This window comes from Catenulispora sp. GP43 (assembly GCF_041260665.1).
Taxonomy (GTDB): Bacteria; Actinomycetota; Actinomycetes; order Streptomycetales; family Catenulisporaceae; genus Catenulispora.
Genome location: NZ_JBGCCT010000018.1, coordinates 18,176 through 35,176, shown reverse-complemented (window position 1 = coordinate 35,176; position 17,001 = coordinate 18,176). Strand labels below are relative to the sequence as shown.

The following is a 17,001-nucleotide window of genomic DNA, read 5'->3' as shown; positions in this document are numbered from 1 at the left end:
CTCAGTCTCAGAGATCAGCCTCAGACGTTGTCGCCGAGCGCGTACAAGTCCTCCGGCACCAGCGTCGCGTTGCGCAGCAGGGCCCGGATCAGGTTGTCGTTCAGCGTGTTGCCGAGCGGCTCGACCATGCCGGGCTCCTTCACGATGCCGCGGATCGCGCCGGGCCCGGTGGACAGGCGGGCGCGCAGTTCGGAGATGCGGCGCTCCACGGCCTTGGCGGTCCAGGGGTGCACCGGGTTGGGCTGGGCCTCGTTCAGGTCGTCGGCGGCCTGCTTCCAGGTCACCGGCGCCGGGTAGGGCTCGCGGCGCAGGTAGCGCTGGCCCAGGGCGATCAGCATCAGCCGCTCGACCGGCGACAGGTCGGTGACGTCCGAGGTCAGGGTGCGGGCCTGGCCGATGTCGCGGGGCGGGCGGCTCGGGTTGCCGACGATGTGCACCTCCAGCAGGTGGGTGCGGCGGTTCGGGGTCTCGATGGTCAGCGGCGTGTAGCCGGGGCCGACGGAGACCTCGTGGTGCCGCAGCACCGGCTCGGCGCCGGGCACCAGGATCGGCCGGCGGCCCTCGTTGCGCAGCCACCACTCGTCGCCGTCGCAGGTGAAGATCCCCGCCAGGCGGCTGACGAACTCGTCGTCGCCGCCGATCACCACGTGCACGTCCGCCTCGGCCCGGCCGAAGTGCAGCGTGAACTTGCGCGGCGGCACCGCGAAGCCGCTGGGGCCGGCCTTGACGAAGATCGTCCCGGCCGGGGCGGGCGGCACGCCGCCGGCCAGGCTCGGCAGGTTCTGCGGCAGGACTTGGGGGATGAAGTCCCGTATTTGCATGGTGGCCCATTTCCTCGACCGCGCCGGCGGGCCCGGCGGCGGCTGATTCTCCTCTGGCGGCATACGTGGTGCCCGACGAGCAGCGTACTTCGGATCGGCGGGGAGGGGTCCCGCCCTGTCGGTGCTCCCATAGTTCCCATGGTGAACACGGATTTCGTCCAGGAAGACAACGTCGACAGCGAAGGTCCTTACCGGAGCTTCGGGCTGGGTCTGACGGCCCGGCCGCAAGCGCGGGTGAGCATGCGCCGCGAGCACCGATGACGCGGAGCTGAGTTTCCACCGCGCCGCCGCCGTACGGGGCGGCGGCGCGGCGGGAGGGGGAAGGGGGCTGTCTCACCGCCGGTCACGGGGCCGGTCGGCGAGGCGGATCGGGCCGCGGTGCCGGAAGGGGAAGCCGGCGCCGGCTGCCAGGGGGTGTCTGTCCGACGGTCACGGGGCCGTGCGGTCAGGCGCGAGGGGGAACGTCCCAGGGCCGGGGTCGGCGACGATGCCGATCCCGGCAGCAGGACAGGCGGGACAGGGGGGGGTGATGGCGCGGACCGGCCGGGGGGGCCGACCCGCACCGAACCAGGGCAGCGCGACACGCCGCCTCTCCGACGGTCACGGGGCCGTACGGCGGGGCGGTTTCGTCGTGTCCGGAGGTGGCCCGGCGGTCCGGTGGCCCGGCAGCTTGGCGGCCCCGCCCTCAGCCTCCTTCTTTGGTCACCCTTCCTTGCCCGTCCCGGCCAGGTGGCGCTTCAAGGCACTGCGCCGTCCGGGGGTGGTCAGGCATGGAGCCCTCGCACCGGCGGTAAGACGATCTTCGGATCATCACAGGAGCCTGTCCTGCGCCAGACCGAGGGAAGTGAACGGGATGCAATGTCATAAACGTGGGCACCGTGCTCCCGCACGGTGCGTTTCCGCACTGCTGGCAGCCGGTGCGCTGCTGGCCGCAGCCGCCGACAGCCTCGGCGGCTCCCCGGAACGGCCCGCTCTCCAGAACGCGGCGCTGGCGACGCCCTCGCCCCTGACCGCGGCCTCCGTCTCGGCGCTGCTCGCTGCGCGCAGCGAACGCGCCGCCGGGTCCGCGTTCATGGACCCGGCCGATACGTCGCCTCCGGCGGAAGAGCGTCCACAGCCGGAAGCGAGTCCACAGCCGGAAGAGCGAAAACGGCGCGCCACCAAGTGGAAATCCGGCAAATGGAAATCCGGCAAGTGGAAGTCCGGCAAGTCGAAGTCCGCCAAGTGGAAGTCCGGCAGGACCAAGGCCTCGGCCCGGTATCAGGGCACGTCGCACAACCGCTCGACCCACCGCTTCCGCACGGCCCGGCATGCCAACGGCTACCAGCTGGAGTACCTGCCCGAGGCCAAGAGCAAGAAGGCGGCCACGGCGGTCCACGAGGCGCTGTCCCTGCTCGGCGTCCCCTACCGCTGGGGCGGCACTACGCGCGCCGGATTCGACTGCTCCGGCTTCACCCAGCACGTCTGGGCGGCCGCCGGCGTCAAGATCCCGCGCACGGTGCGCGCGCAGGCGCGGGCCGGCACGCACATCTCGCTGAACAAGGCCGAGCCGGGCGACCTCGTGGTCTTCTATCCCACCCAGCACCACGTCGGGATCTACGTCGGCAACGGTCTGGTGATCGACTCGCCGCACACCGGCGCCTCGGTCCGCCCCGACCCGGTGCGCTCCATGCCGGTCTCGGTCGTGGTCCGGGTGCAGGAGGCCTGAGCGGGCGGGCCGTTCTCGGCGGCGGCAGCCCCGCCGCCGAGAACGCCCGCTGTCCGGAAGGCCGGCCGCCCGGAAGGCGCGCCGACCCGCCGACCCGCCGACCCGTTGACCCGTTGACCGCGCGCGGCCGCCATGATGAACCGCATGACTACCGCCGTGGACCGTGCCTACCGCGACCTGAGCCCGCTGGACGTCAGGATCCAGACCCACCGCCGCTACAGCGAGTTCGAGCACGACGTCGAAGCCGACGTGCTCCAAGCCGCCGCGGTCACCGCCGCCGACCGCCTGCTCGACGTCGGCCCCGGCACCGGCACCTTCCTGGCCCGGCTGGCCGCCGCCGGACACACCGCATCCCTGGCCGCCCTGGACTTCTCCGCCGAGGCCGCCGCCACCTGCGCCCGCATCCCCGGCGTGCACGCCGCCCGCGGCGACGCCCGGCACCTGCCGTTCGCCGACGGCGCCTTCGACATCGTCACCGCCCGCCATATGCTTTACCACCTCGACGACCCGGCCGGCGCCGTCGCCGAGGTGCGCCGCGTCCTGCGCCCCGGCGGCCGCTTCGCCGCGGTCGTGAACCGCGAAGCGCCCTACCCGCACCTGATGGCCGTGCTGCACGAGGTCCTGGCCGTCCACGGCATCACCGCGCCGCCCTCACCCGATGAGAACGTGCACGGCGGCAACCTCCCCGACCTGGTCGCCCACAGCTTCGACCCCGCCGGCCTGCGCGTGCTGCGGCGCGACAACGCCCTGCTGTTCACCGAGCCGGAGCCGGTCGTGGCGTATCTGGCCTCGATCCTGACGCTGCAAGGCGTTCCGGAGGAGCCGGCACTGCGCCAGGCCATCACCGCCGACCTCGACAAAGCGGCGCGCGCCAGATTCCGCACCCTGCCGGGCGGACTCTGGCGCGAGCCGAAGGGCTACGTGATCGTCACCGCGACCGCTTAGCCGCCCTGGACGGCTTGCCGCCGCGCCCGCCGTCGCCGCTGCCGCTCAGCGGCACCGCGGCCTCGGCGGTGTACGGCAGGAACGTGAACGACTGCGTGAAGTACAGCCGCACCTTCTCCGCGGTGTGCGACTCGTACCCGATCGACAGGTCCTGCCCCAGCTGCAGGCAGTAGTCGCCGCCGCGCCCGGACAGCAGCACGCCGCCGCTGATCGCCGGCGCCCAGATCACCTCGCCGTCGATCAGCCGCGCCACGTGCTCGGCGACCGGGTAGCCGTGGTCCACCGCGTCCGACAGCGTCTGGTAGGCGTCCGCGCCCAGCACCAGGTGGTAGGGCCCTTCGATACCGGCCAGCTTCAGCTGCGTGGCCATCCGCGCCACGGTCGTCGGGTAGTCGGCCGGGTCCTCGGGCTGCAGCATCGACGCGTTGCTGGCGAATGGCCGCAGCCCGGTGATGCCCGCCGCCGCGTAGCCGTCGGCGACCGCCCGGTCCTCGGTGAACGCCGCGATCTTCGCCGCGTCCTTCAGCGGCTGCCAGTCGCTGTCCTGCGCGCCGCGCTCCACGTCGTCGATGGCCGAGCGGTCCAGCTCGAACGGGATCCGCACCTCCACCAGCGGTTGGGCGCTGCGCAGCCGGGCCTGCACGCCGTCGTGCGGCGCGGCGATCGCCGCGGTGTGGCCGTCGCCGACCGCGCCGAGTTCCAGGCCCGCCGGGCCCGCCACGTCCACGACGCGCCGGAAGGCCAGGTACTGCAGCACCGTGCGGCGGGCCTCCTCCTCGATCTGCTCCCAGGCGGCATCGCCGATCGGGGCGAGGTCGCGGTGCAGGTTGTTCATAGGTCAGCTCCGTTTCAGGCTTCCGAGGCCCAACGATCCATCAGTGGGCCGAGGTCGTGCGGGCGGCGCGGACGCCGCAGCGGGTGGGTCGAAGGGAGACGCGTCGGGCGCCGGGGAGTCGTCGCCGGGAGCCGGCGGCGGATCGTCCAGGAAGTCCATGGCCGGCACGAAGAACAGCCCTCCGGTGATCGCGGTCGAGAAGTCCAGGATCCGGTCCGTGTTTCCCTCCTCGTCGCCGAGAAACATGTTCCGCAGCATCTGCTCGGTCACAGTGGGAGTGGCGCAGTACCCGATGAAGTAGGTGCCGGCCTCGCCCTCCCGGAACGAGCCGAAGGCCATGTTGTGCCGCAGGATGTCCTGCTCCTCGCCGTCCGGGCCGACGATCGTGTTCAGCGCCACGTGCGAGGTCTTCGGCTTCACCGCGTCCGACAGCTCCATGTTGTCGGTCTTGGTGCGGCCGACGACCAGCGCCTGCTCGGTGTCCGACAGCGTTCGCCACGCGGCCATGTCGTGCGTGTACTTCTGCACGATCACATAGCTGCCGCCGACGAACTCCGGATCCCGCTCGGCGTCCACCAGAGCCGCCTCGACCGCCTCGTGGCCCTCGGGGTTCTCGGTGCCGTCCACGAAACCCAGCAGGTCCCGGTTGTCGTGGTAGCGGAAGCCGTGGACCTCGTCCACGACCTTCACCGCACCGCCCAGGCGCGTCAGCACGTGCTCGACGAAGTCGTAGCACAGGTCCAGATGCTGGGCCCGGATGTGCAGCAGGATGTCCCCGGGGGTGGCCGGCGCCGAATGCCGCGGCCCGTCCAGCGCCGCGAACGGATGCAGTTCGGCCGGCCGCGGCCCGCCGAACAGCCGGTCCCACACCGCCGAGCCGAAACCGGTGACACAGGCCAGACCGCCGCGTGGATACCCGAACCCCACCGCACGCGCGTACGCGCTCAGATCGGGGACGACCTCCCGGACCGCGTCCTCGCCGCCGTCCTCGACGGTCAGCACCAGGAACATCGCCGCCGAGGTCAGGGGACTGACCACCGGCTGGGCGGCGTCGGCGGGGGAAAGCTTGGGCATCGGGCGGATCTCCTCGCGGCTCGGGCGTCGCAACCATCCCGACCGTAACAGGCGCCGGATGCCCCCGCCTGTCGGGCGATGATCGAATGTTCTTTCGGCGGACCCGGGCAGACCTAGTAGGTCGCGGTGGCGATGTCGCTCTCCCAATAGGTGACGACCGCCGAGCTGTCGACGTACTGCGCGTCGTGCGGCATCACCACCGAGGCCGGCCGGCCCACCCCGCCGGCTTCGGCGCTGCTCGCCTGCAACTGCAGGACCAGCGACGGGACGTTCCTGCCGTCCGTGCCCGAACCGTCCGCGGAGTTGGTCATCACACCGGCGTACGCCGTGGCGCCGGGCTGCAGCACCAGCGCGACCGCCGGCTTGGTCGCCTCGGCCACCGCGATCGGCGTCTGCTGCGCCTGGAAGGTGCGCAACAGCGGGTACTTGTTCAGATGGCACGGCAGCGGCGAGATGTTCTGCGCCGAGATCATCACGTGGTTGATCGGCTCGTGCAGCGACGCGATCGTGAACTTCAGCATGTCGGTCGAACAGTCGCGCGGCCCGCCCGGACCCGGGGTGGTCGGCTTCGGCGGCAGCGAGGAGGAGCCGGACCCGGCGACCGACGGGCTCGCACCGCCGTCCGCGACTCCCGCCGAGGACGACGACGAAGCCGATGCCGACGACGAAGCCGATGCCGACGACCCCGCGGCGCCGGTCGTCGCCGAGCCGGAGGACGTGCCCGCCGCCGCGGCGGACTTCGAACCGCCGCACCCCGCGGCCAGCGCCACCACCGCCAGCGAGGCGGCCAGCGCCACGGCCGGCCGTATGCCGCTCAGACTGCCCGGACCGCCGCGACCGCTCGAATCAGAGGTGTTCATCCCGAGCAGCATGCCATGGACCGCGGCGCGCGCCAGAACGAACCCCACAACGTTCACCCCTTGATCTTGTGGCAGCCGCCGATCACCGGCCGCCCGGGCGCCGCGCCACGATGAGGAGCATGACCCAGCCCCTCTCGCCCCACCACGCCCTCGACACTCTGCTCTCCGACCTGGTCGACGCCGCCCTGGAGCGCCGGGCGCCGACCCGCGAGCAGGCCCTGGCGCTGCTGGCCGGCTCCGATGCCGACGTGCTGGACGTCGTCGCGGCCGCCGGGCGCGTGCGGCGGGCCTTCTTCGGGAACCGGGTGAAGCTCAACTACCTGGTGAACATGAAGTCCGGACTGTGCCCCGAGGACTGCTTCTACTGCTCCCAGCGGCTCGGCAGCGAAGCCGAGATCCTGAAGTACTCCTGGATCAAGACCGACGAGGCCGCCGAACTGGCTGCCAAGGCCGTCGGCGCCGGGGCCAAGCGGGTCTGCCTGGTCGCCTCCGGCCGCGGACCGTCCGACCGCGACGTGGAGCGCGTCGCCGACACCGTGGCCGCGATCAAGGACGGCACCCCCGACGTCGAGGTCTGCGTCTGCCTCGGCCTGCTCAAGGACGGCCAGGCCGCACGGCTGGCCGCCGCCGGCGCCGACGCCTACAGCCACAACCTCAACACCGCCGAGGAGAAGTACGCGGACATCTGCACCACCCACACCTTCGCCGACCGCGTCAGCACCCTGCGCGACGCCGCCTCCGCCGGGCTGTCCCCGTGCTCCGGCGCCATCTTCGGCATGGGGGAGAGCGACGAGGACGTGGTCTCCGTCGCCTTCGCGCTGCGCGCCATGGACCCGGACTCGGTGCCGGTCAACTTCCTCATCCCGTTCGAGGGCACCCCGCTGGGCGGGCGCTGGGACCTCACCCCGGCCCGCTGCCTGCGGATCCTGGCGCTGTTCCGCTTCGTCTTTCCCGACGTGGAGGTCCGCCTGGCCGGCGGCCGCGAGATCCACCTGCGCACCCAGCAGCCGCTGGCCCTGCACCTGGCCAACGCGATCTTCCTCGGCGACTACCTGACCAGCGAGGGCGCCCCCGGCGCCGACGATCTCGCGATGATCGCCGACGCCGGCTTCAGCGTCGAGGGACGGCAGGAGAGCACGCTGCCAGCGGCGCGCGCCGAGCAGGTGGCGGTGCGGCGGCGCGGGGCCGGGACGCAGGTGCCGGCGAACACCTGAGGCGCGCGGTGCGGCGCGGGGCTGGTCGCGTTCGCGTCCGCGTTCCCGATCGGGTCGGGGGAGTGGCGCGATCGGCGTGTACGCCTAGGTTGGATATATGGAGACCAAATGGGGCATTACGGCGCTGATCGTCGGCGGCTATCTGGAGGCGTTCGGGATCGCCGGCATCAACGCCGCCTCCGGCGGGGTCGTCGCGATCTTCGCGGTGGTGCTGGTGCTCGGAGTGGTGGCCATGGGGTGGTCGATGGTTCTGCCCTGGGACGGCGGCAAGGCGCACCGGCCCGCGCACGCCGCGCCCGGGCCGGTGCCACGGCCTTGAGGATGCCGAGCCCCTGAAAATGCCGAGCCCCTGCCGGTGTCAAGACCCTGCGGGCGTTAACACCCTGACAGGGTTCGGCGGCGGCCCCGGCGCGTTGATGTCTGCGACTGACATCCGGGGCGTCGCGGGAGTAGCTTTCGTCTTCTGATGACCCTTTGAGTCCTTTGTGAGGAGCCACACCATGGAACTCGGGCTGCACATCCCCGACTTCACCTACCCCGGCGGGCCCGCCACGCTGGCCGACGACCTGACCCGGGTGGCCGTGACCGCCGAGCAGGCCGGCTTCACCCGCGTCAGCGTGATGGACCACCTGTTCCAGATCGGCAACGTCGGCCCGGCCGAGCACGACATGCTCGAGGCGTACACCGCCCTGGGCTTCCTGGCGGCCCGCACCGAGAAGGTGCAGCTGCTGGCCTGGGTCACGGCGGTGACGTACCGCGACCCGGGCCTGCTGGCCAAGGCCGTGAGCACCCTGGACGTGCTGTCCAAGGGCCGCGCCTGGCTCGGCATCGGCGCGGCCTGGAACGGCGAGGAGGCCGCGGGCCTGGGCCTGTTCTTCCCCAGCACCGCCGAGCGCTTCGAGCGCCTGGAGGAGGCCCTGCAGATCTGCCAGCAGATGTGGAGCGACAGCGAGGCCCCCTACGAGGGCAAGCACTACCACCTGGGCCGCACCCTGAACTCCCCGCAGCCGCTGCGCACCCCGCCGATCCTGATCGGCGGCGGCGGCGAGAAGAAGACCCTGCGCCTGGTCGCGAAGTACGCCCAGGCCTGCAACCTGTTTGCCACCCCCGAACTCGAGCACAAGCTCGACGTCCTGCGCGCCCACTGCGAAACCGAGGGTCGCGACTACGACAGCATCGAGAAGACGGTGATGATGCCCCTGAACATCGGCGAGAAGGGCGAGAACATCCCGGCGCTGATGGAGCAGATCCGCGGCTTCGCGGCGCTGGGGGTCGCCGAGGTGCACGGCTCGGTGCCGGACGTGTGGCAGACGGAGCGGCTGGAGCTGATCGGGCGGGAGATGATCCCGGCGATGGCGGAGTTGTAGGGCAGCGTTGCAGGGCAGCGTTGCAGGGCGGGGTTGCGGGTCGCCGGTCTCGGGGCGGCCCGCTAATTCTCGTTGATCCCGCACCGGTGATCGTGTTGGCTGACGGCACCACACCGGCAGTACCGCTGGTGTCCGCTCAGCTGTCGCAGGGAGTTCATGGTGCAGGACATCGTCGTCGACCCCGGCGCCCACAACCGGGCGGCCTGGGACAAGCTGGTCCGGGACGGCAACGAGTGGTCGAGGCCGGTGAGTACCGGCGATGTCGAGCGCGCCCGCGACGGCGACTGGTCGATCGTCCTCATGGGGCACGAGCCCCTCGACCGCTCCTGGCTGCCGGCGGACCTGACCGGCAAGGACGTACTGTGCCTGGCCTCCGGCGGCGGCCAGCAGGGCCCGATCCTGGCCGCCGCGGGGGCGCGGGTCACCGTGTTCGACAACTCGCCGGGCCAGCTCGGCCAGGACCGGATGGTGGCCGAGCGCGACGGACTGGAGCTGCGCACCGTCCTGGGCGACATGCGCGACCTCAGCGCGTTCGGCGACGCGGCGTTCGACGTGGTGTTCCACCCGGTCTCGAACTGCTTCGTCCCCGACCTGGCACCGGCGTGGCGTGGGTGCTTCCGCATCCTGCGACCGGGCGGAACCCTGCTCGCGGGGTTCATCAACCCTGATGCGTACTTGTTCGACCCCGACGCCCTCGACGAGCGCGGCGAGCTGGTCGTTGTGCACAAGCTGCCCTACAGCGACGTCACGCATTACACGGCCGAGGAGCGCGCCGCGAAGTTCGGCGCGGACGGCGCTCTCGAGTACGGTCACACCCTCACCGAGCAGATCGGCGGGCAACTCGCTGCGGGGTTCGTCCTCACCGGCTTCGCGGAGGCACCGCACCAGTCCGACGCGTCCGCCGAGTACATGTCGCACTATTTTGCGACGCTGGCGGTCAAGCCGGGCTGAACCCGGGAGAGGACAGGTGTCGATCGGTTCTGCGGATAACAGGCCCCAAGATGCCGCAGTGCGGTCTCTCGGGTGACAGCCAACCGGTTCAGCTCAGCTTCAACGGTGGCCAACTGCACGCCGAGGACGGCCCTGGCGCGGACGCGACGATCGCCCAGCCTGCCTACCTGGCCATCCCCGCCGAGTTCGAACGCGCCGACGGACCGCTTCGCGCCGGCCAGCTGTGCCAGGTCCTTGACGTGGGCAGGCACCGGGAACTCCACGCCGCTACCCACAGCGATACTTGACTCATCGTCCGTGATGAGTCTTACGCTAAGGCTGGATCGACGGCAGTCGCTCGCTCGGGGCAAACGTATGCTCGATCGATTGACTGCGGATCGTTGCCGCGTCCACGTCGTCGCTGACGCCCGCCTCCCGCTCTCAAACCCCGCCCGGCCTCAGCACCTGCTCCGTCAGCCCGAGCCACTCCCCGAACACCTCGCACCCGACCGGCGTCACCGCCACCGCCCGGGTACTTCCGATCCGCTTGAGCCAGCCCCGCTCCAGGGCGTGGTCGCACAGCGCGGCCGCGATCGTGCCGGCCAGGTGTGGGCGGCGCTCGGTCCAGTCCAGGCACGAGCGCAGGGCCGGGCGCTGCGTTCCGGCTGCGACCTCGATCTCCAGCTCGGCCAGTGACTGCTCGCCGGCCGGTGTCAGGCGCAGGCCGTGCTGCCAGTCGACCAGGTCGCGCTCGGTCATCGCTTCGGCGACGGCTACGCCGAGGCGGCCGGCGAGGTGGTCGTAGCAGGTGCGGCCGTGGGCCAGGGCGCGGCGGCGGTTGTCGGCCGACAGGGTCCGGGCGGTGGGGGAGGGGAGGGGCGGTGCGGCGGCGGCCAGGGTCTCGATCAGTTCGGCGATCTGCGGGTCGGCCAGGCGGACGTAGCGGTGCCGGCCGTGGCGCTCCTGCGTCAGCAGGCCGCCGGCCACCATCGCGTTCAGGTGCCCGGTGGCCGTCGACAGTGCGACGCCGGCGTGCCGGGCCAGCTCGGTCGGGGTCCAGTCGCGGCCGTCGATCAGGGCCAGACAGAACGTGGCGCGGGTGGTGTCGGCGAGCAGCCGGGCGATCGCGGCCAGTTCGGCTCCGGCGTGCAGCGGGATCTCGTCGGGCACCGGACGCGTCGTGCTCATACGACAATTATCGCGGGGTGACACTTCGGCGGACGACGACGACCGACCGGCAGCGCCGGCCGCGGCGATCGAACAAGCTGCAGCCCCGCAAAGCAGTCCTCGTGGAACTGTCCCAGAGCTTGGCGATCGTCCTGCGCCACCGGCAGCTACGGGTTCTGCTTCTGACCTTCGCTGTGGCCAACCTGTTCACTCTCGGGCTGATCGGCGTCGGCATCCCGTTGTTCGCCAAGGAAGTGTTGAAGGCCGGTCCGCAGATCCTGGGAACCCTGCTCTGTCATCGACTACCGCGAGGCTGGCAGCAGTCCCCGCAAGTCATCTTCGGCCTGTTCATGCTGAGCGACTGCCTGCTGACGAAGGAAGACAGATAACAGGCCCCTATCCTCTCTCCATACCTGGGTCACCACCACCTTCACCACAACCTTGCAAGGAGCCGCCTTCGGCGGCACTCTCCTAAAAGAACCAGGCCGATCACGGGATCGGTGCCTGCGCCGGGGGAGCACCTCCCAAAAAAAGAACACACGATCCAGACACCCGCCGGCCATCCCACCACCACGCCCGCGCCACACCGCCGATGCTTCGCTACGCTGTGATGACGCTGAGTTCGTCCTCTGTCCGCGCCGTCCCGGCACGGCGAGGGCGGCGCCCGAATGTAATCCCCGGGGCGCTGCCGGAATTCGCGTGATCATCTCTGTTGATATCCTGACATCGGCCAGGCCCGCGAACCGCGCGCGCCGCCCCGCCGACGCGAGGATGCCCGAATGGATCAGCCGGTGTCCGGTGTGGACGCCCCCGCGGTGTACGACGCGTCGGCGTCGGCGCCCGCGCCTCGAACGCTCATCGACCTTCTGCACGCTACGGCGCGTGCGCATCCCGACGCCACGGCGTTGGACGACGGCCGCCGGGCTTTGGACTACTCCGCGTTGCTGGTGGAGGCGGCGGCGATGGCCGCGCGCCTGGGCCGGGCCGGTGTGGGGGCCGGGGATCGGGTGGGGGTGCGGGTCCCGTCGGGGACCGTCGATCTCTACATCGCGATCCTCGGGGTGCTGACGGCCGGTGCCGCGTATGTGCCGGTGGACGCCGACGATCCGGACGAGCGGGCGCGGCTGGTGTTCGGTGAGGCCGAGGTGCGGGCGGTGATCGGTGAGGGGCTGCGGATCGCGGTCCAGCCGGTCCCGATCGCTGACGACGGTGCGCCGAGACTGGCTCCGGTCGTCGAGCCGAAGCCGTCGCGTCCGCCGACGCTGGCCGATGACGCCTGGATCATCTTCACGTCCGGCTCGACCGGTAAGCCGAAGGGTGTGGCGGTCACGCACCGCAACGCGGCGGCGTTCGTCGATGCCGAGGCCGGCCTGTTCCTGCGCCAGGCGCCGATCGGCACCTCCGACCGCGTGCTGGCGGGCCTGTCGGTGGCCTTCGACGCCTCCTGCGAGGAGATGTGGCTGGCCTGGCGCAACGGCGCGTGTCTGGTGCCGGCGCCGCGGGCGCTGGTGCGCAGCGGGGTGGATCTGGGGCCGTGGCTGGTGGAGAACGGCATCACGGTGGTGTCGACGGTGCCGACGCTGGCGTCGTTGTGGCCGGTCGAGGCGCTGGCCGACGTCAGGTTGTTGATCTTCGGAGGTGAGGCGTGTCCGCCGGAGCTGGCCGAGCGGTTGGCGGTGGCGGGGCGGGAGGTGTGGAACACCTATGGTCCGACCGAGGCGACGGTGGTGGCCAGTGCGGCGTTGCTGACCGGGCAGAGTCCGGTGCGGATCGGGCTGCCGCTGGACGGCTGGGAGCTGGTGGTCGTCGACGAGCTCGAGGAGCCGGTGGCGATGGGCGGCTCGGGGCAGCTGGTGATCGGCGGGGTGGGGCTGGCGCGGTATCTGGATCCGGAGAAGGACGCTGAGAAGTACGCGCCGCTGAAGTCGATGGACTGGGATCGGGCGTATCGCAGCGGAGACCTGGTGCGGGCCGATCCGGAGGGCCTGGTGTTCCTGGGCCGGGCCGATGAGCAGGTGAAGCTGGGCGGCCGGCGGATCGAGCTGGGCGAGGTGGACGCGGCGTTGCAGGCGCTGCCGGGGGTGGCCGGTGCGGCGGCGGCGGTGAAGAAGACGGCCGGCGGCGCGGAGATCCTGGTCGGGTACGTGGTGCCGGGCGGTTTCGGGTTCGAGCCGGGGCAGGCGCGGGCGGCGTTGGCCGAGAAGCTGCCGGCGGCGCTGGTGCCGCGGATCGCGGTGGTCGGGGATCTGCCGGTGCGCACGTCGGGCAAGGTGGATCGCGACGCGCTGCCGTGGCCGTTGCCGGGGGTGGAGGAGCCGGTCGAGGCGGCGGAGCTGACGGTCGCGGAGGACTGGCTGGCCGAGCGGTGGTCGGCGGTGCTGGGTGAGCGTCCGGTGCGCCCGGAGGTGGACTTCTTCGATTCCGGCGGCAGTTCGCTGGTGGCGGCGCGGTTCGTGTCGATTCTGCGGACGCGCTATCCCACGGTGACCGTCCGGGACGTGTATGACAATCCGACGCTGGGTGAGCTGGCGGCGCGGTTGCTGGCGATGGCCCCGGAGGCGGTCGACGACCAGGTCGCCGAGTCGCTGCCGGAGGTGGCGCCGGTCGGGCGCGGTGCGCAGGCGGTGCAGGTGGCGGCGATGGTGCCGTTGGCGACCATCGGTGCGCTGCGCTGGCTGACGCTGCTGGCGGCGTTGGGGAACCTGGTGGACGTGCCGTGGGCGCCGCGGGTGTCGTGGTGGTGGGTGGCGGCGGGGTTCGTGGTGTTCGTCTCGCCGCCGGGCCGGATCGCGATCGCGGCCTCGGGGGTGCGGTTGCTGGTGCGGGGCGTGCGCCCGGGTGAGTATCCGCGGGGCGGGTCGGTGCATCTGCGCTTGTGGGCCGCGGAGCAGTTGGCGTGGCGGGTCGGGGTGCTGACGACGGTGACGGGGCCGTGGAACACGCTGTACGCGCGGGCGTTGGGGGCGCGGCTGGGTCCGGATGTGGATCTGCATTCGCCGCCGCCGGTGACGGGGATGCTGCGGATGGACGCGGGCTCGTCGGTGGAGCCGGAGGTGGACCTGACGGGTTTCTGGGTCGACGGCGGCCGGGTGCGGGTCGGGGAGATGCGGATCGGCGCGGGGGCGTCGGTGGGTGCGCGGTCGGCGTTGCTGCCGGGGGCGCGGATCGGTGAGCGGGCGCGGATCGCGCCGGGGTCGTCGGTGGGCGGTGTGGTCCCGGCCGGCCAGGAGTGGGCGGGGTCGCCGGCGGTGCGGCTGCGCAAGGCCGAGCGGCTGCCGGGGCAGGCACAGCGCTCGAGGATCTGGACGCTGGTGTACGGCTCGACGGCTGTCGGGCTGGCCCTGTTCCCGCTGGTGGCGGCGATCCCGGCGTTGCTGATCGTGGCGGCGTTCGTGCATGACACGGCGACAGTGTGGCAGGGCTTCGGCTGGGCGTTGGTGGGTCTGCTTCCGGCGACGCCGGTGTTCGTGGTCTGCTACGCGCTGCTGACGCTGGTGTGTGTGCGGGCGCTGAGTGTGGGGATGGTCGCCGGCGATCATCCGCTGCACAGCCGGCGGGCCTGGCAGACCTGGGCGACGCTGCAGCTGATGGCGATGGCGCGGGTGTGGCTGTATCCGCTGTACGCCTCGATCCTGACGCCGTCGTGGCTGCGGGTGCTGGGGATGCGGGTCGGGCGCGGCGTGGAGATGTCGACGGTGTTGGCGGTGCCGGCGATGACGACGGTGAACGACGGGGCGTTCCTGGCCGACGACACGATGGTGGCGCCGTACGAGATGGCCGGCGGCTGGCTGCGGGTGGGGCACGCGCGGATCGGCAAGCGGGTGTTCGTGGGGAACTCCGGGATGGTGGCGCCGGGCCGCAAGCTGCCGAAGGAGAGCCTGGTCGGGGTGTTGTCGGCGGCTCCGCACAAGGCGAAGCGGGGCAAGTCGTATCTGGGGATGCCGCCGGAGCGGCTGCGGCGTCCGGGCCAGGACGTCGACGACGCGCTGACGTACAACCCGCCGCGGCGGCTGATGATCGCGCGCGCCGCGATCGAGCTGTGTCGGCTGGTGCCGATGATGGTGACGGTCGCGGTGGCGTTGGCCGCGGTGGCGGTGGTGACGCAGATCGCGCGTAGTTGGGGTGTGGCTGCGGGGGTGTTGTTGGGCGGTGTGGTGTTCTTGGCGGCCGGGGTGGTGGCCGGGTTGGTCGCGGTGGTGGCGAAGTGGGCTTTGGTGGGGCGGATCCGGGTATCGGATCAGCCGTTGTGGAGTTCTTTCGTGTGGCGCAACGAGTTGGCGGACAACTTCGTGGAGTTGGTGGCGGCGCCGTGGTTCGCGGAGACGTGGTTGGGGACGGCGCCGTTGAATCTGTGGCATCGGTTGATGGGTTCGCGGGTGGGGCGGGGTGTGTGGTGTGAGACGTATTGGCTGCCGGAGGCTGATCTGATCGTGTTGGAGGATGCGTCGACGGTGAATCGGGGTTGTGTGGTGCAGACGCATCTGTTCCATGATCGGGTGATGAGTATGGATGTGGTGCGGCTGGAGGCGGGGGCGACGTTGGGGCCGCAGGGGGTGATTCTGCCGGCGGCGCAGATCGGGGCGCAGGCGACGGTGGGTCCGGCGTCGTTGGTGATGCGGGGTGAGGCGGTGCCGGCGCATACGCGGTGGCAGGGTAATCCGATCGCGCCGTGGCCGGAGCAGGCGTGAGCGCCGGATATGGCGCGGCCTCAGGTGTGGCTGCCCCGTATTTTCCGCGGCGGGGCAATGACGGGTATGTGGTCGAGCATTACGAGTTGACGCTGGATTACCGGGTGGGTTCGAACCGGTTGTCGGCGGTGGCGGTGTTGACGGTGTGGGCGACGTCGGCGTTGTCGTCGATCGTGCTGGATTTCGCTGATCTGCGGGTGGATCGGGTGATTCTGCAGGATGGCCGGCGCCTGCGGTTCGAGCATCGCAAGGAGAAGTTGAAGGTGGTGCTTCCGGCGGTGGTGGCCGCTGGGGAGCAGGTGGTGTTGGAGATCGTGTATCGGGGTGCGCCGCGTCCGACGTCGTCGCGGTATGGGGGGTTGGGCTGGGAGCAGTTGGCGGACGGGATGTTGGTGGCGTCGCAGCCGACGGGGGCGCCGTCGTGGTTCCCGTGCAATGACCGGCCGGATCAGAAGGCGACGTATCGGATTCAGGTGACGACGGCGTCGCAGTACCGGGTGGTGGCGAACGGCCGGTTGGCGGGGGTGGCGCACAGCGGGTCGACGTCGACGTGGACGTTCGTGCAGGACGCGCCGATGGCGACGTATTTGGCGACGTTGCAGGTCGGGGTGTATCAGCGGGTGGAGTTGCCGGGGGTGGCCGGCGGGGTGCCGTTGGCGGTGGTGGCGCCGGCGCGGCGGTTGGCGGGCGCGCGGGAGGCGCTGGGGTCGCAGGATGCGATGGTGGCGTTGTTCGGGCGGTTGTTCGGGCCGTATCCGTTCGAGGCGTACACGGTGGTGGTGACGGAGGACCGTCTTGAGATCCCGGTGGAGGCTCAGGGTGTGTCGATGTTCGGTAGTAACCACATGGAGTTGGACTGGGAGGGGCAGCGGCTGATCGCGCATGAGTTGGCGCATCAGTGGTTCGGCAATTCGCTGACGTTGGGGGATTGGCGGGATATCTGGCTGCACGAGGGCTTCGCGTGTTATGCGGAGTGGTTGTGGTCGGAGGGTTCGGGGGGCCGGTCGGCGGATGAGTTGGCGCGGATGTGGCACGGACGGCTGGCGCGGTTGCCGCAGGACGTGGTGTTGGCCGATCCGGGCCCGGCGGACTTGTTCGATGATCGGGTTTACAAGCGGGGTGCGTTGACGTTGCACGCGCTGCGGCTGTCGGTGGGCGACGAGGTGTTCTTCGAGGTGCTGCGGACGTGGACGCGGCGGTTCCGGCACGCGACGGTATCGACGGCGGAGTTCGTGGCGGTGGTCTCGGCGGTGACGGGGCGGGACCTGGGTGCGTTCTTCGAGGCGTGGCTGTCCAAGCCGCCGCTGCCCTCACTCGATGCTGGTGGTCGTCGCTGAGCGCGGCCGCCTCCGACGCCGAGCGCGCGGGCCTGGACGATGTGATGGCGGTCGT

Annotated in this window: 16 protein-coding genes; 11 read left to right on the top strand and 5 right to left on the bottom strand. The window is 71.2% G+C overall.

Going from position 1 to position 17,001, the window contains the following annotated elements:
* Positions 1-20 precede the first annotated feature (20 nt).
* A complete protein-coding gene (locus ABH926_RS31265) occupies positions 21-821 on the bottom strand; it encodes an FHA domain-containing protein (protein WP_370369484.1) in 801 nt (266 codons plus the stop codon).
* A gap of 138 nt (positions 822-959) precedes the next feature.
* Between ABH926_RS31265 and ABH926_RS31260 the strand changes: the two genes are divergently transcribed.
* The 3 genes from ABH926_RS31260 (at position 960) to ABH926_RS31250 (ending at position 3,474) form a co-directional block, all read left to right on the top strand.
* Complete coding sequence (locus tag ABH926_RS31260) at positions 960-1,082, top strand: hypothetical protein (protein WP_370369483.1); 123 nt, start codon at positions 960-962, stop codon at positions 1,080-1,082.
* Between the two features lie 592 nt (positions 1,083-1,674).
* Positions 1,675-2,529: a C40 family peptidase gene (locus ABH926_RS31255; RefSeq protein WP_370369481.1), complete on the top strand. Its 855-nt coding sequence runs from the start codon at positions 1,675-1,677 to the stop codon at positions 2,527-2,529.
* A gap of 144 nt (positions 2,530-2,673) precedes the next feature.
* Positions 2,674-3,474: a class I SAM-dependent methyltransferase gene (locus tag ABH926_RS31250; protein ID WP_370369480.1), complete on the top strand. Its 801-nt coding sequence runs from the start codon at positions 2,674-2,676 to the stop codon at positions 3,472-3,474.
* Here ABH926_RS31250 and ABH926_RS31245 read toward each other — a convergent pair.
* From ABH926_RS31245 to ABH926_RS31235, 3 genes are all read right to left on the bottom strand, one after another.
* Entirely contained in the window at positions 3,458-4,309 is an 852-nt protein-coding gene (locus ABH926_RS31245) for a family 1 encapsulin nanocompartment shell protein (RefSeq protein ID WP_370369479.1), read from the bottom strand. The two genes, ABH926_RS31250 and ABH926_RS31245, sit on opposite strands and share 17 nt — an antisense overlap.
* 3 nt (positions 4,310-4,312) lie before the next feature.
* On the bottom strand, positions 4,313-5,383 hold the full coding sequence (locus ABH926_RS31240) for a Dyp-type peroxidase (RefSeq protein WP_370369478.1): 1,071 nt from the start codon (positions 5,381-5,383) through the stop codon (positions 4,313-4,315).
* Positions 5,384-5,496: 113 nt separating this feature from the next.
* Positions 5,497-5,904, bottom strand: a complete 408-nt coding sequence (locus tag ABH926_RS31235; protein ID WP_370369477.1) for a DUF4232 domain-containing protein — start codon at positions 5,902-5,904, stop codon at positions 5,497-5,499.
* On the opposite strand from ABH926_RS31235, the gene ABH926_RS31230 reads away from it, so the two are divergent.
* From ABH926_RS31230 to ABH926_RS31210, 5 genes are all read left to right on the top strand, one after another.
* Positions 5,903-6,307, top strand: coding sequence for a hypothetical protein (locus tag ABH926_RS31230; protein ID WP_370369476.1), 405 nt, complete (start codon positions 5,903-5,905; stop codon positions 6,305-6,307). The genes ABH926_RS31235 and ABH926_RS31230 overlap by 2 nt on opposite strands.
* A gap of 46 nt (positions 6,308-6,353) precedes the next feature.
* On the top strand, positions 6,354-7,457 hold the full coding sequence (bioB, locus tag ABH926_RS31225; RefSeq protein WP_370369475.1) for a biotin synthase BioB: 1,104 nt from the start codon (positions 6,354-6,356) through the stop codon (positions 7,455-7,457).
* Between the two features lie 97 nt (positions 7,458-7,554).
* Positions 7,555-7,776 (top strand): hypothetical protein, encoded by a 222-nt coding sequence (locus ABH926_RS31220; RefSeq protein ID WP_370369474.1) that lies wholly within the window; start codon positions 7,555-7,557, stop codon positions 7,774-7,776.
* Positions 7,777-7,957: 181 nt separating this feature from the next.
* Positions 7,958-8,824 (top strand): LLM class F420-dependent oxidoreductase, encoded by an 867-nt coding sequence (locus ABH926_RS31215; RefSeq protein WP_370369472.1) that lies wholly within the window; start codon positions 7,958-7,960, stop codon positions 8,822-8,824.
* Positions 8,825-8,983: 159 nt separating this feature from the next.
* On the top strand, positions 8,984-9,775 hold the full coding sequence (locus ABH926_RS31210; RefSeq protein WP_370369689.1) for a class I SAM-dependent methyltransferase: 792 nt from the start codon (positions 8,984-8,986) through the stop codon (positions 9,773-9,775).
* Positions 9,776-10,195: 420 nt separating this feature from the next.
* Here ABH926_RS31210 and ABH926_RS31205 read toward each other — a convergent pair whose 3' ends face one another.
* Positions 10,196-10,942, bottom strand: a complete 747-nt coding sequence (locus tag ABH926_RS31205; protein ID WP_370369471.1) for an ArsR/SmtB family transcription factor — start codon at positions 10,940-10,942, stop codon at positions 10,196-10,198.
* Between the two features lie 101 nt (positions 10,943-11,043).
* On the opposite strand from ABH926_RS31205, the gene ABH926_RS31200 reads away from it, so the two are divergent.
* The 3 genes from ABH926_RS31200 to ABH926_RS31190 all read left to right on the top strand — a co-directional run bounded on the left by ABH926_RS31200 (position 11,044) and on the right by ABH926_RS31190 (position 16,946).
* Positions 11,044-11,310 carry a hypothetical protein gene (locus ABH926_RS31200; protein WP_370369470.1) on the top strand — a complete coding sequence of 89 codons (267 nt, stop codon included), beginning with the start codon at positions 11,044-11,046 and terminating at the stop codon, positions 11,308-11,310.
* 390 nt (positions 11,311-11,700) lie between these two features.
* Positions 11,701-15,609 carry a Pls/PosA family non-ribosomal peptide synthetase gene (locus ABH926_RS31195; protein WP_370369469.1) on the top strand — a complete coding sequence of 1,303 codons (3,909 nt, stop codon included), beginning with the start codon at positions 11,701-11,703 and terminating at the stop codon, positions 15,607-15,609.
* Positions 15,606-16,946: a M1 family metallopeptidase gene (locus tag ABH926_RS31190; RefSeq protein WP_370369468.1), complete on the top strand. Its 1,341-nt coding sequence runs from the start codon at positions 15,606-15,608 to the stop codon at positions 16,944-16,946. Before ABH926_RS31195 ends, ABH926_RS31190 begins: the two co-directional genes overlap by 4 nt.
* Positions 16,947-17,001 lie beyond the last annotated feature (55 nt).